Raw genomic sequence first — 20,787 nt, 5'->3', positions numbered from 1 at the left:
GTCTTCCCACGGTGCGGCACCATCGACGGGCAAGTAATACCTTGTCAGGGCCATTCTGACGGCCCATCGGGGACGCACTGGGCGAGCGTCAAAGCGGCGCATGCACCGTGCGTGACTGCTGACTCAAGCAGCTCCAGCTCGACGCTACCCACCCAAGTGGACGCCGCCGAACCACGCAAGTCGCGGAGCCATCGGCTGTGCATCAGCCGCTCCCCCCGGAGAAGCGCTTCGTCCCATAGCTCAAGGCCCCCTCCGGAGACGAGCCTCACCCCTCGTCGTCTCCCCCTTCGGGTTCCGTGGTCAGCCCCGCCGCGTCCATGAGGTCCGGGTCCGAATCGTTGTCCGTCATGCTCCCCTGGTCCTGCTCCACAGTGGCCCCCGCCGTCACTCCTGCTGAATTCTCATCACCCTCCGCGAGCATCGGAAGGACGTATGCCTGGGCCAGTCCCGCCAGGTGAAGCGGGAGCGGCAGGGACAGCGCCGCCGCATAGTCCGGTGCCTGGCGCAGTTGGTGTATGGCGAGGGCCAGAGCCTCGGCATCGTCCGGCTTTCCCAGGGCAAGGGCGCCCGCGTCGTTGTTCGCATGGCAGCCGAGCACCGCGATCTCGAGCAAGGTCGGGTTCCAGGCGCTGGTGCCCGCCTGCGAAGTGAGGTTGCCCGCGGCGTTGACCCTGGTGGCCAGACGGTCGAGAGCGGGCGACACGGCGTGGGTACCCGGTCGTTCCGTGGTGCTGTAGAAGATCCGCTCAGTTGCTGGGGTCCCGCCCTGGGACGGGGTGGTCTGGGCCCAGAAGCCGGCTGGCTGGCCGTGCGGCTTGCCGGGTTCCGCCAGGCCCCACCACTGCGCGGCCTCCCGCCCGCCGCATCCTCGGACGCGCACAAGGCGGAGTTCGTCGTCGAGCCGGCCCGCGGGGGCGTGGCCCGTCCGGATCAGATCCCGCTCGATCCGGCCGTCCTGCAGCCACGGCCAGTGCAGCCTGCTGTTCTGTGCGTGAGTGATCAGCACAGTGGGCTGACCACGTAGCGAGTGCAGTACGCGCTGGAGGAATGCCGCAGTCTCCTTGCGCTGCTGGGCGAGGTTGGTACGCCACTGCTGGCCGGTCACCAGAGGGGCACTCGATTGCGGGCCGTCGCCTTGCGGGTCGGGCTCCGCACATGCCTCGGGATCAATCTCGGCCAGTTTCACCAGGCCGAGGAGGAAGCGCGCATACGGCACCCACTCCCCCGCGGCGTCGTCCCAGCCCCGTACGGCAGCCTGACCTGTCGCGTGCGGCAGCGGGGTGGCCAGTACGGCCACGGGCAGGTGCTTGGGCAGGCGGGTCGGACCGTCCTTGCGGCGCTTCACCATCCAGACCGCGGCATACTGAAGCCCGTCGGGCAGGTCGTCGCCGAGGGTGTGCTGCGGCAGTACACGGACGCCGAGCTGACGCAGCCCATCGAGCCAGGAGCTGTGGGTGCGATGCCCGATGCTGTCCGCATTGTCGATCTGCCGGTCAGTGGACGAGGTCACAACGAACTGGGTCAGTACGCCTGCGTCGGCGCACCCCAGCCGAACGGCGAACTTGGGGTCCGTCGTCGACGGGCGGAAGGTGCTGCGGTGGGCGATCTCCACCAGGGCAAGTTCAGGGCGGCCGGGGTCCGCGCCGTCCGCGCGCAGCCATGCCTCCAGGGCTTTGCGGCGCTCGACGATGGCCGTAGAGAGGGCCGCTCCCTTGCCTTTGACGGCCGGGTCGAACACCAGCCGGTCTCCGAGTCCGTCAGCCAGGGGCAGGCACCGCAGCCGCAGGACGAGTTCCTCCGTCTGCCATTCGAGGACGGTTGGTGCCCCGGGCCGGGCTTCGTCGAAGTCCCGATCCGTGATCGCGGCCGCAGAGGCACCACCGTCACCGTCAAGGCCCAGGGCGTGCGCGAATTGGGCCACTGCTTCCTTGCGTACTTCTGGCGACTGCCACAGCAACCGAACCTCGACCAGCGGTGGACCACTGTAGTGCGGGGCCGAGTCGGCGATCCGTGCCTGCGCCGCGAGGTTCGCCCTGCGCGCCTGGGTCTCACGCAGCAGCTCGGTCTTCTTGGCCTCGTCGGTCCTCGGTTTGGGCCGCCGGTTCCCCGGGGCGCCGGTGCCCTTGCCGCGCCCCCGCTTCAGATCGGGCACCCGCACCACGGGCTCCGGGAGGGCCTGTTCGGCCCACTCGGTCAGCTGGGCGCGCTGGTTGGGCATGAAGCCGGTACCGATCTCGTGCTTTCCCATCCGGGTGCTGTGCACCACTGCGGCGCGGACCCCTCCCCCCTCGCCGATCCAGGAGCCCGGTTCGGCGAGGAGTTGTTCGGGGTCCGGGAAATTGCCGGCGAGGCTGAGCCCGCGCAGGATGCCGGCCGTGTCGTTCTCGGACCAGGCGAAGGTGTCCGCTGCCCGGTCCCTGCGCAGCCGGGCGAGTGCATAGCGCTCGGTGGCCGGTGCTCCGGGGAGCCAGGGGATGGTGGGCCTCAAGTAGACCGTGGTGGCTTCCCGGTAGGAGAGGTTGAGGCGTTTGGTGGTGGCCCGCGGATGCGTCGCCCACCGTCGTACGCCCCAGTGCAGGTGCAAACGCGGTCTGGCGTCGAACGGCGTGGTGTGCAGGGAAATGTTGAGTACGACGGAGAACCACCACTCCTTGCGCTTGACCGTCCGGCGCATGGGCTGCGACATGAGCTCGGCCCCCTGGTCGCGAGGGCCGCGAGGTACAGCCCGAAAGTGCAGCTCCCCTCCTTCGAAGCGGTAGGGGTCGAGGGAGAGGATGCGGCGGGCCAACGCGTCGGTGGCGAGCTGGAACTGCCGGGGGTCAGGGGCGGCGGTCCCGCCGGGGGTGACGGGGGCGGTGAGCAGTTCGACGCCGGTGACATGCTGCCACTCGGGCAGGTTCTGCTTGAGGTCGGCACTGCTCGCGAGCAGCAGCGAGCGAAACGCGGGGTCCTGCCCTGCGCCCTTGGGGCCGAGTGTGCGCAACCACGCGTCCAGGAGCTGCCGCAGGGAGCGCTCCGGGAGGGGATCGGTCGCCGAGGCCGGAACGTACATCCAGAAGTCCTCGGCGGTCCCGGGGCGCTGCTCCGGCCCCGGCTCGACGGGGACACGGGGGCGGGGGCGCACGATCACGTCGGGAGCGAGGGTCTGCAGGACGCCGTCGAGCCGGCGTGTGGGCAGGGTCAGCCGCCTCTTCTCCTCGTCGTGCCCGTGGTTGTGCAGTTCGAGGAGGTCCGCGTGCCAGTGTTCGGGAAAGGCGAGGGCTCGGTAGTCCTCGGTCCAGGGCTCGCTGCCCTCGGCGAGGTGGTACGCGGATCGGCGGATGTGCTGATACATGTCCGTTCTCCCTGCGATGTCGTACGTGGTCGGTGAGCGCCGTGTCCTGGACAGCCTTGGCAGCGACGGCGTCCCGGTGTGTCAGTCGGTGTCGCTCGGCGCGGGCGGAGCGCCAAGGCCACACAGCGCTTCGTACAGTGGCCGGTAGAGCAGCATGACGAGTTCGGTGTCGGCGGGGTCGGGCCCGCCGACAGTGTTCTCGGCGCCGCTGAAGTACGGGGCGAGGACGTCCCGGAGGCGTACCAGCAGTCCCGGGTCGCTGGTTCGGGCCCCCCTGCTCCTGCCCGCGACGGGTGCTTGTGCCGCGGCCAGCCGCGGTGCGAAGGCGGCGTCGACGAACACGACGCGGGCCGGTACACCACCGCGGACGAGGCGGCCGATGACCTGCCAGAGGGTGACGAGCTGGTCCCAGACGAAGGACTCCTTCTCGTCGTCGGAGAGCGAGGAGTAGATGTAGGGACGGGACAGCACGTGCCGCCAGACCCGGCGGGCGACGGTGCGGAAGGTGCCGCCTGCCGCGTGGAGATCGTCGGCCTCCGCCACCAGATCACCGAATGTCGCCCCTTCGCTGGTCAGTTGACCTCGTACGAACCGGCTCGCCCAGTCGTTGATGGCGAAGACGGCCAGGGACAGGTCATCGGGACGAGGGTGAGGGCGGACCAGGAAGAACACCGTTCCGAACGCCGCCACCCTTTCCTCGCCGGGGCGCTGCGGAGTGGTGAGGATGTTGTGCCCGCGCTCGACGGCGAGCAGAGGGGCGACGAGCAGTTCGGCGTCCGGGTCCTCGGCGAAGGAGGCGAGGTCGCCGCGTCGCACCGCTCCGGTGCTCCGTGTCCGGCTCCCGGCCGGTGCCCTTCCGTCGATCGCGGTTTCGAGTTCCGCGTCGTCGGCGGCCAGGACACGGACCCGGCCGCGCCAGCGCGGGATCTCGTCCAGGGCCGTGGCGGCCACCCCGGCCTCCGCGTAGCTGCCCACCAGAAGCAGGGCGCGCCTGCGACGCTGGTCGGGGATCTGTGCGAGTTCGCTCTGCAGCGGAGACGTGGTTCCGTCCCTGCGGGGACGGGCCAGCCGGTCGATCATCAAACGCAGCACGTCCTCGCGTTTGTCAGGGTCCTGCCCGGAGAGGCGGATCGGCTGCCCGGTCGCGTCATAGAGGAACTCGGTGCGGAACACAGTGTCCCGGATGGACCGCAGTGCTTTGCTCTGCGGTTTCAGGACCGCGCGGACGGGAGCGAGGACATGGGCGCGGGTGGACGTGCCGGCCCAGCTGGTGCCGGACATCAGCAGAACGTGTGGACCGGGTTCGGCCCGGGAGGGATCGGCGCCGAGCTGGGGGAGGCCGAGGAGCAGTTCGCGGCCCACGCCCGCGCAGCGGAAGAAGCGCAGGGTTCCGGTGCGGCGTCCGTCCTTGTCGCGCGCGGCCGCCCTTTCGTCGATGAGGTACTGGAAACCGAGAACATTGCCCATGGGTGCCTCGGGCAGGAGTGGCGCGTAGTCGAGCGGTGGTCGGCGGGTCAGCCCGTGGCTCGCCGCGTCGAGCCGCAGCGCCGCCTCCACCTGGGGCCACAGGAAGGTCACCCGGTCCAGACGCTGGTGCAGCGCGGCGAGCACAAGGGTGAACTCCAGTCGCCGCGCGTTCAATTCGCGCCATTCCTCAGTGAGCGGTACCTCCACGCGCGCCCGTTCCCTGCCCTGACGGACGGTGTACGGCGGCCGCTCCTGGGGCCCCGGCGCTCCGACGAGGAAGGAATCGAGGAGCGCGCGGACCCGGGCGCGCGTCCGCTTCTCGTCGAGGGTGTGCAGGACGTCGTGGGCGAGGGCGGTGAGTTCGTCGGCGGGCGTCAGGTAGGGGCCCCGCCCGCCGAGCGGATCATCCCGGAACGTGTCGAGGAACCCGGTGATCTCACTGCGGCGGTGCGCCCAGGGCACCTCCGGCTCAGGGAAATCCGCCTCTCCCAAGCTTTCCCCTTCGCCGTCGTCCTCGTACAGCGCGGTCTCGTCCTCGACGTCGCCCGCCTCCGTGCCGTCCTGGCCCCGGACGGCACGGCCGGATGTCAGCGGGTACCAAGCGTTCAGCAACTTCTCCTGAAGAGTCCATGCGCTGAAGTAGTCGATCTGCGCCCAGTTACGCAACCCTTCGTCGTCGATGAGCATGGCGTACAGTCGGTCCGCCGCGGTGCCGACGATGTCGAGGGCGGCGGACCACCGCTCCACGTCCTGGTCGGAGAGCGGTAGTCGTCCCTGCCGGGCGAGTTCCGCGATCTCATGGGTCTGCAACTGGTCGAGCCAGGACTCCGAGACACCGGTGGTGACGAGGGTGGCCGACGGCGCGAACATCTGGTCCAGCTGCATCTGTACGCGGTCGGTCTCGTCGACGATCACGATGTCGCTACGCAGACAGGCCAGTTCCAGGTAGCGCAGGCGTTCGGCGTTGAGTTGGCGTGGAACAGCTGTCTGGACGAGGCTGGCGGGATTCGCCACCCAGATCAGCGCGTCGACGAGGTCGCGCGCGGCGGAGTGCCGGGGGCAGGCGCTCCACAACGGGCAGGCGTGCGGGGCGCCCCATTCCTCCTCTTCCCCGGTGCCGCCCTCCGGGGTCTGCCCGCCGCCAGCGCCGCGGGCGCGTGCGAGTGCGCGCAGGGCGTTCTCGGCCGTCGCTTCGTCACCACCCCCGTCGGCCCTGTCTCTGCGCACGGGGTGCAGGCCGCCGCACGGTGCGTCGTTGTAGCGCAGTGGCTCTGATGTGTCGAGTGCGCGCAGCGCGTCCAGTGGGCAGGCGGTGCTGAGGTGTCGGAAGGTCGCGTCGGTGTGGGCGAGCAGTGAGTGCGCTCCGCGCGCGGCGAGTCTACGGTGCAGCCGCTGGGTGTGCTGGGGTCGCGTAGTGCCACCCTGGATCAGGGCAGCACTCAGGCCGAGTCCGCGGAAGAGCTCGGTCAGGGTGAGCTGTTCGGCCACGTCGCCGACGACGAGTGTGGTGCGCAGGTCATTGTGGTGCGCCCAGACGGCGAGCAGGGTCATCAGGGTCGATTTACCCGCGCCGACCATGCCGACGAGGTGGGTGAGACGGTCCAGCGGCAGCGAGGAGGCCGATGTGAAGGCGGTTCCGTCGGGGGTACGGGTATCGAGATCGAGGTCGTCGAGGCGCTGGGCCCAGTTTCCTGCCGTGCGGCCGCGCCGCCGCTCCTCCTCGTCCATCCACCGTGCCACGTCGGCGAGTTCGTCGAGCGGAACCTCCAGCGGTCCTGCGGTGGCCGGGCGTCCGGCGGTGAGGGGGTGGCCTGGGAGAGGGTCTCGTACGAGGTCGGCCGGGATGGTGACGGAGGTACGCCGGTGGCGGCGGTCCATGAAGCGATGCTCGCCCGCCTCCGCCTGTTCCATCGGCTGGACCGCGAAGCCCGGCAAGCTCGCCAGCGCCTCGTCGTACACGGCGAAGCGGTCGGCCGCGACCTTGGGAGGAACCCGGTATGCCGCCTCCCCCGGCGCCGGGACACGGTACGCCCGAAGCCGTTCCGGCAGTTCAAGGTACGCGTCCAGGGACTGCCGCCACATCCGGCCGCGGCGCATCGGCCACAGCAGGTGCCGGGCGGCGGCCAGGGCGACCTGCTCCGCGGCACCCACGGGCAACTTCGCCGCACGTGCGAAGGCGAGGCCGTAGCCGCCCAGGAGTGTCCACGCCCCGTCGGCGGCGTGGCCGGGTGCCACGGTCTCCATCAGCCGCAGGGCGAGCTCGACCTGACAGAGCAGGGCGGGCCGGGTCCTGGCGTGCTCCTCGGGCCAGGGTCCGAGCGCGGCCACGACCGGCTGGTACCAACTGCTGCGGTCACGCATCGTCCACTCCGTCCTCCCGCCCGGCGCCCTCGGCCGGGGTCGTGGTGTCCATGGGGCGGTGTCCAGCGACCCCTCGGCCGGGGCACGGCGGTTCGTCCGCTTCGGCGCGCGGCGGAGCGATGAAGGCGTCCGGTCCTCGGTCACCGGCCAGTCGCAGCCGGGCAGCCCACACGAGTTGACGATCCGTCAGAAGCCGAAGCCCGTCCGCCTCAGCGCGCCGCTCCTTGGCGTAGCTGTCGAGATAGTCGCGGCGTGCGCGGACCCTGAATTCCGGGACGACCCAGCACGCCTCGTCGTAGGGCGGTTCGGCCCGCACCGCGGTCGCGCTGCGGCCGAGGAAGGCGGGATGCGCCCAGTCCTTGACGTCCACGGCCCACACATGACCGTCGGGGAAGATGACCCGCACGTCGTACGAGTCGAAGTTGGGCCACATCTCGACGGTGAGCCCCAGCGCCCGCAGCTCGCCCTCCAGGGAGGTCTCGGCCTGTCCGGGCCCGGTGACGAACAGCCGCAAGGGTTTGCGCAGTTGGCGCAGTTCGCCGGTCTCCGCCGCCACGAGTGTCCGGCCGTGCGGCGCGGGGCCCTGGTGGCGGCACTGGTCGCGCTCGCACCACCAGTCGGTGGCGGACACCGGGTGCAGCAGGGTCAGGCAGCGGTGGCAGCACAGGTACGAACCGTCGCGCCGGAAACCGGCGGGGACGGGAGCGTAGATCTCCTCGACGAGGAACCGGACCGGGTCGAGGAAGAGGTCGCAGGCGATCTCGGCCCAGTCGTCCTCCGTGAGCACGGGCCGGGTGATCAGGAGGCGGCGGAAGGCCGTGTACGACTCGGGCGCGGACGTCGCGCGGCAGACCCGCAGGGCCTCATGGATGACCATGCGGTCGTACTGTCGCCCGGTGCTGTCGCCGTGTCCGCGCACGGCGAGTTCGTGGCAGAGCTGGGAGGGTTCTCCCGAGCCCTCGTCGATCAGTCGGTCCGCAGCGTCGAACAGGTCGGCGGGCAGCTGGTCGAGAGGCCAGCTGCTGAGCGGCCGGGCGCGGGCCCAGCGGACCATCTCGGGCACGCCGGCCGGCGGCGTGGCCCCGTTGCGCAGGCACTGGAGGGTCAGGGCATCCAGGGCGCGCTGTGCGGCGGCCGGATAGGGCAGGGCGAAGGCGTCGAGGTCGTCGACGGACGCCAGGTGCAGGACGGCGGTGGCCACGTCCTTCAGCAGAACGACATCCCGGTTGAACATCCAGTCCGTGGCCGCCCTTTGGTCATTCATAGGACGCAGCACCCCCTCGCGGCGCCAGGTCGCCATTCGGCTCGGACCCGTCGGCGGCAGAGGACGCATCGGGGCGGTGCGGCGACGGATGATCGGTGACGTGTGCACTGCCGCGACGGCACCAGGTGCGCGCCAGGCAGCCGCGGCAGTGGCGCCCGGTCCTCGGTTCGTACGTGGTGTCCTCGATGAGCGGCTGGGCGAGAGAAGCGATGACATCCCGGGCTTCATCTACGGTCTCAGCGCGCCCGGGATCGACGCGTTCGAGCCTGCTCTCCCCGCGCCCCTCGCGCAGGTGCTCCAGCTCGATCCAGGAGCGGCGCGGGTCGTCGCCCACGGCCCTCGCGTGCAACAGCAGCACGCCGAGCGCCAGTTGCGGATACGTACCCAGCAGTGAATCCCGCTCCCACAGCGGGCGGGAGGATGTCTTCGTCTCGCGCCAGATCCACCGGCCACGATGGGTGTACACGAGATCGGGTACGGCGAGGACGACGACATCGAGTTCGGGAACGTAGGCCGTCACCCGATGCTGCACGAGGACGTGCTCGTCGGCGCCGAGTCCGTCGAGCGGGCACAGCAGCCGGTGCCCGTCCAGCATTCCGGCGGCCTCACGCGCGGACGCCTCGTCGAGACCGCTTTCGGACCACAGCGCGTCCGGATCGAGGGCCGCACGGTCCCGGCAGCCGCGAACCGGCTTTTCACCGTGGAGCGCGTCCAGCCGGGAGTCGACGAACCTGCCACGCCGTGCCCCCTCGTTCTCGCCGGACAGGTCGTTGAGACGCAGACGCCTCACCAGGTGGTACTGGGCAGGGCATTCCGCATACAGGCGCAGGTCCCAGGCGGAGACGGAACGCCGCTTGCGCGTGACAGACGCGGGCCGCCCTGCCCACAGACCCGGGGTGCGCTTCAGGTCCGTACAACCGGCGATGGCCTTGCAGTCGACGCAGCTCTCGCCGGGCTTGGTGCCGGTCGCGGTCGCGGCCGCGAGGAACGCCGGCACGGCGTCGCTCCCGAACCGCCCCTTTGCCTCGGCGAGCCCCTCGCCGAACAACGGCGGCGCACCGAGCAGCGGTTCCATCGAACCGTCGGCGCACCCGACGTCGAAGACGCGCACCAGGGTGGGCGGCCGGCTGGTGTCGGTCGCCACGGCCGGGGGTTCGTCCCGCGCTCTGCGCCGGGAAGTGGGTGCACCATGGGCCATCACCTGTGCCACGGCTCCGAGTTCGGCGGCGGGTCGGCTGGTCTTGGCTCGGCCCAGCGAGGGCAGCCAGAGGTCGCGCACGGTCCCGTCGCCGGAGGCGTACATGCGGCCCCACAGGGTGTGCTCGTACTGCCGGGCGCCGCGCGGATCGGGGGCGTCCAGTCGGCGGGTGCGCCACGTCCACGGCTGCTTGACCGCCAGGGTGGGCGGCAGCCCCGCTTCCGCGGCGGCGGCCTGCTCACGGGCGCGGGCCGCGACGTACCGCTCCAGGGCGTGCGCGGTCCACGCGAGATGTACGGGGTGGACCGGTGCGCCCCTGCCTCGGAACGGGCCGCGGGTATTCCGCAGCTCCTCGCGCACCTGCGCGACGGACCGGCCGTCATGCTCCACACGATCGAGCGCCGCGAAGAGCGGGCCGAATCCGAACTCCTCGTACGGCGTGGACAGGAACGGCACAGCCGGCTCGGCCACGAGCTGGGGCCGCATCGCGATGCGGCGGTGCGTGGGGCAGGCAGCGGCGTCGGGCCGAGCCATCCGGGGACTCGCCTTGATCAGCCAGCCGTCTCCGGCCACACCCGGTGGGTTCTGCATGGTGACCCCCGTTGCAGGGCGGCAAGGGCAAAGTGGACGTCCAGGACCAAGGGGCCTGGCAGGCTGTGAACGGCACCCTGGACGCGACCCAGCATGACACACATCTGTGAACTGAGTCCATGAAGATCTAGCAAATCATTCGCTTCACGCTAGTCTGTTGTGCCGGATGGTGCGGAAGGACGAAGGGGCGGCGCGGCGTGGACGTGGATTCGTACGCGGATATGTACAGGCCCGGCACGGGTGATCTGATCGACGGGCGCTACGAGTTGACGGAGTCGCTCGGCAAGGGCGGGATGGCCCACGTCTGGCGGGCCCGCGAGGTCTCCCCGGGCGGCGGGACTTCCGAAGGTCGCGCGGCCTCGGCGGATCGCGAGGTCGCGGTGAAGTTCCTGCGCCACGACTCCGAGGCCCTGTACGCCCTGGACCCGGAGGAGAGGGAGGCCGAACTCGCCGTCAGGAACGCCCGGTTCCGGCGCGAGGCCACGCTTCTGGGCACACTCGACCACCCGGGCATCACGGAGCTGTACAGCAGCGGGTCGCACCGGGGCGTGCCGTACATCGCCATGCGTCTGGTGACCGGGGTGAGCCTGCGCACCTTCCTCGACGAGCACACTCCGCTGCCACTGGCGACGGCGATCGCAGTCGCCGTGCAGATGGCGGGAGCACTGGCCTGCGCACATACGTTGCCCGTCGTGCACAGGGACCTCAAGCCGGCCAACATCATGATCGACGACGAGGGGGCGCTCGTCCTCATCGACTTCGGCATCGCCAAGCCGCTGCGGTCTGACGCCACCCGTTACACGGCGCACGGTTCCACCCTCGGCACCCGTGGCTATCTCGCGCCGGAGCAGCTGCTTGAGCGTGAACCCACGGCGCGGACGGACGTGTACTGCTTCGGCTGCGTCTTCTACGAACTGCTCACCGGGCGCCCGCCGTTCCCGCTCGGCGCGGATGCCGGTCTGACCGAGAGGCATCTGTACGAGGAGCCGCTGCCGCCCAGCGTGTACGCCGCGGGCATCCCCGAGGTGATCGACGATCTCGTGCTGCGCATGCTCGCCAAGCAGCCGGGACAGCGACCGCCCGTGGACGAGGTCCTGGCGGTCCTCGAACCGCTCGGTCCGCAGCCCGGTGACCCCGGGCCCCGTCCGCGCACCCACCCCGACGCCACGGCGCCGCTTCGCCGGCCCGCGGACCGGGCCGTACGCACCCCTCGCGCTCCCGCCACGCCCCCTGTCCCGTCCTTGGCGGAGGGCGAGCCGGAGTGGCTGGACGCCCACGCGGTGGAACTGCTGTGTGCGCGGGCCGAGTCGGAGATCGCCACCCGCGAACCCGGTGACGCGACCGATCGTCTGAGTGCGCTGGCGGAACGGGTGCGCGGGGAGTGGGGAGCGCGCCGCCCACTGGTGCGCCGCGCGTGGCGGGGAGCGGCGGACGGGCTCCGCCTGGCCGGGGACTTCGGCTCCGCGGCTCGTCTCTACGAGGGGATCGACGACGCGCTCCTGCACGGCGACGGTCCGGCCGAGCGGGCGGAGCGCGCGGTGATCCGGCTGCGGCTGGCCGAATGCCGACTCGCCTTCGGTGAATTGGAGGTCGCCGTCGCCACGGTCGACGCCGCGGGCCGCACGGCCGCGGGCCTGCCGCGCGAGTACGCCCAACAGGTCGAGTCCGTACGGCGTGAGGTCGACGCCCAGCTCTCGGCCCGGCTCGCGGACGCGGACGGTCATGACACCGCGCAAATCCGGACGGACGGCGAAGCACCGTGACGCGTTCCGCCGCCTCACACCGCCGGACGCGCTACGCCCCGCCCGCCAGCCGCCCGGCCGCCAGTTCGTCACCGAGGTCGTGGACGAGGTCGCCGCCGAGCTCGGCGGTGCGCCGCGCCAGCTGTTCGAAGGCGGCGAGTTCACGGAACGCCTCGCCGTAGCGCCGCTGTTCACGCAGCGGCACCTGGCGGACCTGGAGGCGGCGAACGTCGATGCGGGAGGAGCTCGTCGCGTGGGTCCCGGCCTGGCGGACGTTGGCAGGGGCGCGCAGCGAACCGGCGAGGAACCAGGCATCCAGCTGCTCTGGCTGCACCCGCACAGCGTGCAGTTGCGCACCCAGGGCGGTGGGTGCTCCTTCGTGGACCCAGGCGGAGAAGGCCCGCGCCACTCCCACCACGACGATGTCTCCGGGTTCGGCGACCACGGCGTCGCGCACCGCCGGGTCGTCGGCGGCGAGGTGTCCCCTGGGTGCGCCGCCCGACAGAAGGTCGGGAACCGTCAGCAGCGGGATGTCCTCGGTGGACGGCGTCCCGGTGCGGACCGCTGCCTCCGGCGGCTGTTGGCCGCCGCGCAGGGTGAGCGCCCCCGCCCGCGCCAGTTCGGCGACGGTGGTGGCCGTGGGCGTGTCCTGTGTGGCGGAGGCGAGTTCGAGCGCCGCGAGCAGCCGGGCGGACTTGGTCATACTGGCGGTGAGGTCCGTGAACTCCCGCCAGGACGCGGCCAGTCGGGGTGCACTGTCCGCCGGGGACGGGGTGATGTGGCGTCCCGGCGTGAGGTCGACCTCGTCGTCGAGCAGCTCGATGACGGGTACGCGCCGCGCATGGGCAGATCCCTCGGCCGGGTCCGTCCCCTCCACGGCCTCGCGCAGGAAGTCACCGATCGCCGCCCAGTCGGGGGCCCATTCACGGCCCGGGTCCCGGGGGAAACGGGACACTCCGTCGGCCACCAGGAGGTGACCGCCCACGGGTGGCTCCTCACCTGCCGCGGGCGCTCGTAGCACCCACAGGTGCAGGGAGACGCTGTGCGGCGCGGCGCACCCCGGTGGCAGCGCCACGACGGCCTTCAGCTGGCCGGTGCGCAGCAGGGACCCGCGGATGCGCCGTCCTGCCTTGCGCGCCGCCACGGCGGGGGGCAGCAGCAGCACGGCCGCGCCTCCGGGCCGCAGACCGGCCAGGCAGTGCTGGACCCAGGCGAGTTCGGGTTCGGTACGCGGCGGCAGGCCGTGGCTCCAGCGGGTGTCCGTGGCCAGTTCCTCGTATCCCCAGTCCCGTTCGTTGAACGGCGGGTTGCACAGCACGATGTCGGCGGGCGCGTCGGCGAACGGGTCGTCGCGCAGCGAGTCCCCGCCGCGTACGTCGATGCGTGCGGGCTCCCTCTGCGGCACCTCCCCGGCGAGGGTCAGGCGGGCTTCGGCGAGTGCTGCGAGTACGGGGTCACGGTCGCCACCGAGCAGAGTGAGCGCTCCTCCGCCCGCCCTCGTGGCCGTCTCGGTCACGGCCATCAGGAGGTGGCCGGTTCCGCAGGCGGGGTCCATCGCCGTCAGGCCGCCGTCGACGGCCGCCACGTGGGTGGCGATGTCCGCCATGAGCGCGGCGAGCGGCTCAGGGGTCGTGGCGATCTGGCGTACGTGGACGTCGAGCCAGCGGCGCAGCAGGAAGGCGAAGGTCTCCGGGCCTCCTTCGCGTCGCCCGAGGTCCACGGCCCGTTCGATCAGGGCCGCCGTCTCTTTCGGGTACGCGGGCTGCCCTGCCCCGTACCGTCCGGCGAGCCGTCTACCCACCTCGGCGATCGCCGCCCCCGTCTCGTCCCGTCCGCCGAGCGCCTCGAAGCGGGGCCAGAGCCATTCACGCTCGGCGGACTTCTTGAGCTTTTTGTTCTCGCGCAGCCAGTTCTCGATGTCGGTGAGCGAGAACTGGGGATTGACGTCCGTGCCGGCGATCCGGGCGGGGAACGACGGATGACGCCGCCGCCAGTTGCTGACAGCGGCCCGCCCGACGCCCGCGAGACGAGCGATTTCCGCCAGGGACACGGGTACGGCACGCGGCGTGGACATCTGAACTCCCTGGATGTTTCTCAATACATGCGGATGCTCCCCCGCCTAAAGGCGCGTGATCGAGCCACTTTTCCCCTCCCGCGCGTCCCGCAGACTACTACGCCCACGATAAGCATTGACAGTGTTCACAGGGCACAGAGCGTCACTCTTCCTGCCGCCTCACCCCGTCGAGGAAATCGCTCGGCCGTCCGCTGTACGACATGTAGAGCGCCTCTCTCGCCCGAGTGCTCGCGACGAACAGCAGGCACCGTTCGGCCGCGAGATCGGTCGCGTTCTGCAACGGGTCGACGTCGGCGGGTGTCACCGCCGCCGCGAACGGGAACGCCGACGCGGTCACCCCTGCCACGGCCACGCAGCGGAACTCAAGACCCTTCAAGCTGTGCAGGCTCGACACCCGCACCCCGGCCGCGTCATCGGACTGCCCGTCCTTGACCCGCACCACGGGCAGCCCGGCCCGGGTGAGCCGGTCACTGATCATCGCGGTCTGTGTGTGGAACCGGGCGCAGACCGCGATCTCGGACGGCGCGACGCCGGCCGCCACCCACGCGCTCACGGTGCGCACGACGGCGTCGGCCTCGGCCGCTTCCGTGCCGTGCCCCTCGCACACGGGCCGCTCCCCGTGCAGCAGGGACCGGTACCCAGAGAGCGAATCCGCGGCGTCACCGGTCAGGTCCGCCACCGACTCCCCGTCGAGCAGCGCCCGCGACCAGCGCAGGATCTCCTCCGTGGAGCGGTAGTTGAGACGCAGTCGCGCGCCCCGTCCCGCGATGGAGATGCCCAGGGAGCGCAGCGAGACCCGGGAGTCGTAGATCCGCTGGTGCGGGTCGCCGGTGAGGAACAGGTCGTCGGGCCCTTCGGGCACCAGCGCCCGCAGCAGCCGCCACTGGGCGGGGTGCAGGTCCTGCGCCTCGTCCACCACCACATGGTCGTAACGGAGGCCGTCGCCCGGCCTGTCCTCCAGCAGCCGGGCGGCTCTGGCGCACAGCTGCAGCCAGGTGCAGGCGCGGTCGCGGGCGAGTTCCTCCTCGAACCGGGCCATCGCCTGCCACAGCCGCGGACGCTGCCCGGCCGCCAGCTTGCTGCCGCGTCCACGCCGCAGGCACTTCTCGTACTCCTCCCAGGTGCGCAGGTCCTGGGCGAGCAGCACGTGCCGATACTCCTGGGCCAGGAAGGCATCGGTCCACGGCAGTTCGAGTCGGCGGGCCAGACGCTTCCAGCGCTGCCGCTCGTCCTTGTCGCCGAGGACGTCCCCCGGGTTCCCGTGCAGCTCGCGCACGGTGCGGTGGGCGATGGAGTCGACCGTGGTGACGGTGACCCGGTCGAGGAGCGCCTGGTCGTGGTCGAGGAGCAGGGCGAGCCCGGAGCGCAGCGAGCGGGCGAGCGCGCCGGTGTACGTGGTGAGCAGGACACGGGTGTCGGGTGAGCGTTCGAGCAGGTGATTGACGCGGTGCAGGGCGACCACGGTCTTGCCGGTGCCGGGGCCGCCGGTGATCTGGGCGGGGCCCGTGTACGCAGGACGGTAGGCGACCCTCCGCTGAGTGGGATGCAGGAAGATCCGCCATGCGTCGAAGGGCTTGGCGAGGATGTCGGCGAGCTCCTCGGGCCCGGTGACCAGGGCGATCCGACTGCGCGTACGGCTGACAGCGGCGGCCAGCTCGCCCTGCTTACCCTCGGCCTCCTCGACGGCTGCCGTCTGCCGCGCCGCGACGAGGTCACGGTAGATGTCCTCGGGCTCGAACCCTTCCGCGAGCAGCCACAGCGCCTCGAACTGGTCCTCCGGCATCAGCGACCCGAAGGCTTCCAACTGCGCCTTGCCAGTGATGACGCGAGCGGCGCGCAATGTGACGTCGTCGACGCCGAGGTGGCGCAGCACAGCGTCCGACCACCGGGCGAACAGGAGCTCCGGCGCGGCCTCGGCCTCCTGGGCGAAGAGCGGGGTGATCTGCTCCATGGCGGTCAGGTCACGCACTTCGAGACAGCGTGTGACCGCGTTGACCGAGTACAGCCGGCGCTTGGCCCAGGAGTACGCCTTGTCGTGGGAGACGACATGGACGAAGACGAACACGTCACTGCCGTCGTCGGGCGCGAGCAGCACGATGCGCTGTCCGTCGTCGACCCGGATGGTGCGCATACGCGGATCACGGGAGCCGACCACGGACTCCAGGTGCAGGCCCTTGTCCGCGTGCAACTGGTGCATCGTCAGCTGCTGGAACTTCCCCATCGCCTTGTAGACGCGGGCGCGGGACGGCTTGTCGAGCCGGTCCACGCCTTCCCAGAAGGTGTTGGTGATCGCGATCTGCGGCACTACGTAACTCCTTCTCGCACCCAGCTGCACCCGTTGACTCAGTTTACGGCCAGACGACATGCAGGCAATGACCCACCCTCCCGGAATCGGAGTTGACAGCAAGCCGCAGGAGTCGCTATTTTTTTCTCTCTATCACATTGAGAGAAAATTTGTTCCGAAGAAAGGGGGCTCGATGTCCGAGCACAGCATCACCGTTGACGCCGAGGTCTTCGCGCGCCTGCAGCGCGAAGCCAAACCGCTGATCGACACACCCAACAGCGTGCTGCGGCGTCTGCTCGCCCTGGATGAGGCGTCGACCCAGCCGGGCGCGCTCGCCAAGTTGCTCGCCGCGGGACTGCTGAAGCCGGAGCAGCGGCTGACCTGGCGCCGCCGCAACCTCGGGCAGGAGCACCACGCACACGTCACCGCCGGAGGCGGTCTTCGCCTGGAGGACGGCCGGATCTGTGGGTCGCCGTCCGGCGCGTGTGAGGCGGTGACCGGGGCCAAAGCCAATGGTTGGGACGCCTGGCACACGGACGACGGCACGTCCTTGAGCGCCCTTCGCGGCAGAGCCTGACCACTTTCGACGGGGGATCGACCACGTGGACTTCACCCAGCGCATGCTCGCGCAGCTCACTTTGCGCCAGCAGCTCACCGACATGCCGGGCGAGAGCTTCGAGCAATTGATCCACCACCTGCTGAGCCTGCGACACCCCGACTTCGTACCTGTACGGACCCACGGAAATCTCGGCGATCTGGGCGCCGACGGACTTCTTCTGTGGGACCGGGTGCTCTGGGCGTGCTACTCGCCGCAGACCGACGACATCGCCCGGGTGAAGCGCAAGTTCACCTCCGACCTGGAGAAGGCCCTCGCCAAGAGGCCGGACGCCTTCGACACGTTCCGCTTCGCGGTCAACGATCTCAAGGGCGTCCACCCGGAGTTGAGCGTGATGATGTCCGAGGCACAGGAGAAGCTCCGCCCGCGCCGGGTGGAACACTACGGCTGGCACCGGCTGTGGAACGACGTCATGCGACTCGACAGAATCGCTACGGAGGAGCTGCTCGGTCGTGAACTGCCGGTCCAAGACAAGACGTACGGCATCGGACTCACCGACCTCGAGGTGCTGCTCATCCGGCTCGGTGAGCAGCGGCGCACGGCCGAACCCCTCGCCGCTCTCCCCGAGGTCAACAAGTACAAGATCGAGTGGAACGGTCTGACCGGCGACGTCCGAGGCGCACTGATCCAGGGAATCGGCCACAGCCACCTCGTCGAGAGGTACTACGCCGGACTCGGCGCACCGGACGAGGCGGACCGGGTCGCGCAGGGCTTCCGGGTGTACTACGACCAGGTCAGGGCCGACACCGACGACCAGGACAAGCTGTGGGCGGCACTGCAGGAGTACATCCTGGGGAACGCCGCGCCGAGCCTGAACTCGATGTACTGCGCCTGGATCGTCATCGCCCACTTCTTCCAACGCTGTGACGTCTTCGACGTGCCGCCCGACGGCTGGGTCCCGGGCCCGGCGGACCGGAGCGCAGCGTGATCACGCCGACGAAGGGCATCTCCCCGGACCGCTCTCTGCTGGCCGTCGGTGCACAGATCTTGCGGGTCCTCGACATGCCTCTGACGGTCACCCAGACCTGGTCGCGGTTCCGCACCGAACGTGTCCGGCTCGGTCACCACTCTCCGGTCTCCTTCCAGTGGTTCGTCCTCGGGCTCGATGTGCTGTACGCGCTCGGTGTGATCGAATTCCGCGACGATCTGCTGACGAGAAAGCGAGCCGATTCGCCGACCAGAAGGAGGGGCGATGCTGCGTCGTCTGAGCGCTGACGATCCCCGGTTCCGTACCGTTGAGTTCCGGCGCGGCCTCAACCTTCTGGTCGCCGAGGCGCACCCCGGGGCGACGAAGACGGACAGCCGCAACGGCACCGGAAAGTCCAGCCTGGTGGAGCTGCTGCACTTCGCCCTGGGTGCCCAGGCCGGCAAGGGCAGTCTGCCCACCCGCACCCGGCTTCGGCACACCCTCTTCACGCTGACCATGGACTGGCCCGGACGAGAGGACCCGGTGCGGGTGAGCAGGCGCGGTGCCCAGCAGGGCATCGTCCTGACCGATGCCCCAGGGGGCGCCGAGGGCGATGCCGGAGGGCTGTTCGAGCTCAACCTCACCCGTGAGATGCCGGTGACGGAGTGGAGGACACGCATAGAGGCAGACCTCTTCCGGCTGCCCGCCGACCATCCCGGCATCTCGGGACGCGCCCTGCTGTCGCTCCTCGTACGCCGTGTCGGTTCGCACGCCTTCAACGACCCGGTGCGGACCTATCCGCAGCAGCCCACGGCCGAGGCCGCGGCCAACCTCGCCTATCTCCTCGGACTGGACTGGCGACTCGCCGCCGGCTACCGCGACATCGCCGCACGGGAGGCGACCCGAAGGCAGCTGCGGTCGGCCATGAACGATCCGTCCTGGCACCAAGTCGTCGGTACGACGGCGGACCTGCGCGGCCGGATCATCGTCGCCGAGGGGGATGTGAAGCGACTCAGCGAGCAGATCGCCGCCTTCCGTGTCCTGCCGGCGTACGAGGAACTCCAGCAGCGGGCAGACGAGTTGGACAAGAAAGTTCGCTCACTGCCGGAGCAGGACGTCATCGACCGCCGGAACCTGGCGGAACTGCGGCGCGCGGTGGACGAGGCCAACGACTCGGACACGGAATACGTGGACGCCGTCTACCAGGAGCTGGGTGTCGTTCTCCCGGACCGAGTGCACCGGTCCTTCGAGGACGTACGCGGATTCCACGCCTCCATCGTCCGCAACCGCCGCCGCTACCTCGCCGACGAGATCGCGGAGACACAAGACAGACTCACGGCGCGCGAACACGAGCGCGCCCGTCTCGCCGAGGAGCTCACCGAGACGCTGAGCGCACTGCGCGACGGAGGCGCCCTCGACGGCCTCACGGCGCTCCAGCAGTTGCTCGCGCAGAAGCAGGCGGCACTCGAAGCACTGCGCAAACAGCACGAGACGGCCCAGTTCATGGAGGCCAGTCAGCGGGAGATCACGGCGCAGCGCGTCGAGCTCCAGGAGGAGTTGGAGCTCGACCTGGACGAACGCGGCGAGCAGACGCGTGAGGCCACATGGCTCTTCGCCCGATTCGCCCGCCGCCTCTACGGGCAGGACCGACAGGCCTACCTCACCATCAGGGCCGGTACCAGCAGCCTGGAGATCTCCGCCCATGTCGACAGTCAGGGCAGCGTCGGCATCAACAAGATGGTGATCTTCTGCCTCGATCTCACGGCCGCGGTGATCGCCCACCGCCACGACCGCGGGCCCGACTTCCTGGTCCACGACAGCCACCTCTTCGACGGCGTGGACGACCGTCAGGTGACCGAGGCGCTGACGCTCGCGTCCGAGGTCGCCGAGGAGGAAGGACTCCAGTACATCGTGACGTTCAACTCGGACAAGCTGGAACGCGCCCGCCTGGGCGGCTTCGACCCTTCTCCCTACCTGATCGAGCCACGCCTGACCGACGCCTACGACGAAGGCGGACTGTTCGGGTTCCGTTTCTGACCCCGCCCTCACGCCTCACCGCCGGAACACGGCCCATACCGTTTTGCCGCCGGGGTGGTGCGGGCGCACGCCCCAGTCGTCGGAGAGGGCCTCGACGAGCAGCAGGCCGCGCCCCGTCTCACCGCCGGTGTCGGATTCCTGTGGCGTCGGCTATCTGTAGCCATGGGCGTCGGTGACCTCGATCCGCAGTTCGGTCGGATGCAGATGGACGTAGAGGCGGGCCCATGTGCGCGTCTGATTGAGGGTCGACGACCTCGGTTTCCTGGTTCACATCACCGAGGGTGACGCGCCCGATCTAACGAGGGGGGGAGCACACGCCGCCGTACGCAGCGTGACTGTCCGGCGGTGCGGGCAGGCTGTCCGGGTGGGCGGCCCGGCTTGTACGGGAGTTGTCCGGGGGTCCGTCCGGCCGTGACGCACGCGGTCGGGGCTCGGTGGGCAGGAGATCCACGGGCGGCAGGCCCAGGCGGCGGCCGGGACTGGAACGAGCGGGCGGGCGATGAGTGGTGGTGGCGGTACGAAGCGACGCGGGTGGCGCTGGAGATCCGGCGGGCTCCGAGGAGGTAGCGGACCTGTTCCGCGCCATCGGCCGCATGATCAAGGCGGCGCGGGAGCGGGCCGGGATGAACCAGCGGGAGCTGGGGCAGGCGGTTGGGTACAACGAGGAGCAGATCTCCTCGATCGAGCGGGGGCAACGGACTCCGCAGCCGGACTTCTTGGCGACGGTGGATGAACTTCTCCGTTGCGGTGGGCTGTTGGCGCTGCTTGGGGAGGATGCGGAGCAGGCGAAGGCGCGGCGGAGGGTGCGGCATCCGGAGTGGTTTCGGGATTTATGCGGAGTTGGAGGCCGATGCGGTAGAACTGTGCTAATTCGCCAACCAGGCCGTGCCGACCGCCAGCTACGGTAAGCGC

The 20,787-nt window shown here is 70.3% G+C and carries 12 protein-coding genes; 6 read left to right on the top strand and 6 right to left on the bottom strand.

Translation table 11 applies throughout. The annotated features are described in order from the left end of the window. Positions 1-265: 265 nt before the first annotated feature. From OO63_RS06980 to OO63_RS06965, 4 genes are all read right to left on the bottom strand, one after another. A complete protein-coding gene (locus tag OO63_RS06980) occupies positions 266-3,334 on the bottom strand; it encodes a pPIWI_RE module domain-containing protein (RefSeq protein WP_030357292.1) in 3,069 nt (1,022 codons plus the stop codon). Between the two features lie 81 nt (positions 3,335-3,415). Further along, a complete protein-coding gene (locus OO63_RS06975; RefSeq protein ID WP_030357293.1) occupies positions 3,416-7,162 on the bottom strand; it encodes a pPIWI_RE_Z domain-containing protein in 3,747 nt (1,248 codons plus the stop codon). Continuing rightward, complete coding sequence (locus OO63_RS06970) at positions 7,155-8,426, bottom strand: pPIWI_RE_Y domain-containing protein (protein WP_157853956.1); 1,272 nt, start codon at positions 8,424-8,426, stop codon at positions 7,155-7,157. Before OO63_RS06970 ends, OO63_RS06975 begins: the two co-directional genes overlap by 8 nt. After that, positions 8,419-10,215, bottom strand: coding sequence for a PD-(D/E)XK nuclease family protein (locus tag OO63_RS06965; protein ID WP_234311082.1), 1,797 nt, complete (start codon positions 10,213-10,215; stop codon positions 8,419-8,421). The genes OO63_RS06970 and OO63_RS06965 overlap by 8 nt, the downstream gene beginning before the upstream one ends. A gap of 197 nt (positions 10,216-10,412) precedes the next feature. Between OO63_RS06965 and OO63_RS06960 the strand changes: the two genes are divergently transcribed. After that, complete coding sequence (locus OO63_RS06960; RefSeq protein WP_234311083.1) at positions 10,413-11,978, top strand: serine/threonine-protein kinase; 1,566 nt, start codon at positions 10,413-10,415, stop codon at positions 11,976-11,978. Between the two features lie 31 nt (positions 11,979-12,009). Here the strand turns inward: OO63_RS06960 and OO63_RS06955 are convergent, their stop codons facing one another. Together OO63_RS06955 and OO63_RS06950 are read right to left on the bottom strand one after the other, a co-directional pair. Beyond that, on the bottom strand, positions 12,010-14,031 hold the full coding sequence (locus OO63_RS06955) for an N-6 DNA methylase (protein WP_030357297.1): 2,022 nt from the start codon (positions 14,029-14,031) through the stop codon (positions 12,010-12,012). Between the two features lie 142 nt (positions 14,032-14,173). Beyond that, on the bottom strand, positions 14,174-16,336 hold the full coding sequence (locus tag OO63_RS06950; protein ID WP_030357298.1) for a UvrD-helicase domain-containing protein: 2,163 nt from the start codon (positions 16,334-16,336) through the stop codon (positions 14,174-14,176). 58 nt (positions 16,337-16,394) lie between these two features. On the opposite strand from OO63_RS06950, the gene OO63_RS06945 reads away from it, so the two are divergent. The 5 genes from OO63_RS06945 (at position 16,395) to OO63_RS47540 (ending at position 20,783) form a co-directional block, all read left to right on the top strand. Then, entirely contained in the window at positions 16,395-16,892 is a 498-nt protein-coding gene (locus OO63_RS06945; protein ID WP_078618982.1) for a DUF4357 domain-containing protein, read from the top strand. Between the two features lie 25 nt (positions 16,893-16,917). Continuing rightward, positions 16,918-17,859, top strand: coding sequence for an ABC-three component system protein (locus tag OO63_RS06940; protein WP_051810623.1), 942 nt, complete (start codon positions 16,918-16,920; stop codon positions 17,857-17,859). Further along, positions 17,856-18,146 (top strand): ABC-three component system middle component 6, encoded by a 291-nt coding sequence (locus tag OO63_RS06935; RefSeq protein ID WP_030357366.1) that lies wholly within the window; start codon positions 17,856-17,858, stop codon positions 18,144-18,146. The genes OO63_RS06940 and OO63_RS06935 overlap by 4 nt, the downstream gene beginning before the upstream one ends. After that, the gene (locus OO63_RS06930) at positions 18,124-19,875 is read left to right on the top strand and encodes an ABC-three component system protein (RefSeq protein WP_030357301.1); all 1,752 of its coding nucleotides are present in this window, start codon (positions 18,124-18,126) and stop codon (positions 19,873-19,875) included. Before OO63_RS06935 ends, OO63_RS06930 begins: the two co-directional genes overlap by 23 nt. 593 nt (positions 19,876-20,468) lie before the next feature. Further along, entirely contained in the window at positions 20,469-20,783 is a 315-nt protein-coding gene (locus OO63_RS47540; protein WP_346009319.1) for a helix-turn-helix domain-containing protein, read from the top strand. Positions 20,784-20,787 lie beyond the last annotated feature (4 nt).

It is taken from the genome of Streptomyces alboflavus (genome assembly GCF_000716675.1).
Lineage (GTDB): Bacteria > Actinomycetota > Actinomycetes > Streptomycetales > Streptomycetaceae > Streptomyces > Streptomyces alboflavus.
Note: the sequence above shows the minus strand (reverse complement) of the source record. Positions and strands in the feature narration are given on the sequence as shown.

Bases quoted from the DNA above. Each gene is read 5' to 3' on its own strand.
- OO63_RS06970 (WP_157853956.1), bottom strand. From the start codon at position 8,426: ATGAATGACCAAAGGGCGGCCACGGACTGGATGTTCAACCGGGATGTC.
- OO63_RS06945 (WP_078618982.1), top strand. From the start codon at position 16,395: ATGCAGGCAATGACCCACCCTCCCGGAATCGGAGTTGACAGCAAGCCG.
- OO63_RS06975 (WP_030357293.1), bottom strand. From the start codon at position 7,162: ATGCGTGACCGCAGCAGTTGGTACCAGCCGGTCGTGGCCGCGCTCGGA.
- OO63_RS06955 (WP_030357297.1), bottom strand. From the start codon at position 14,031: ATGTCCACGCCGCGTGCCGTACCCGTGTCCCTGGCGGAAATCGCTCGT.
- OO63_RS06965 (WP_234311082.1), bottom strand. From the start codon at position 10,215: ATGCAGAACCCACCGGGTGTGGCCGGAGACGGCTGGCTGATCAAGGCG.
- OO63_RS06930 (WP_030357301.1), top strand. From the start codon at position 18,124: ATGCTGCGTCGTCTGAGCGCTGACGATCCCCGGTTCCGTACCGTTGAG.
- OO63_RS06980 (WP_030357292.1), bottom strand. From the start codon at position 3,334: ATGTATCAGCACATCCGCCGATCCGCGTACCACCTCGCCGAGGGCAGC.
- OO63_RS47540 (WP_346009319.1), top strand. From the start codon at position 20,469: ATGATCAAGGCGGCGCGGGAGCGGGCCGGGATGAACCAGCGGGAGCTG.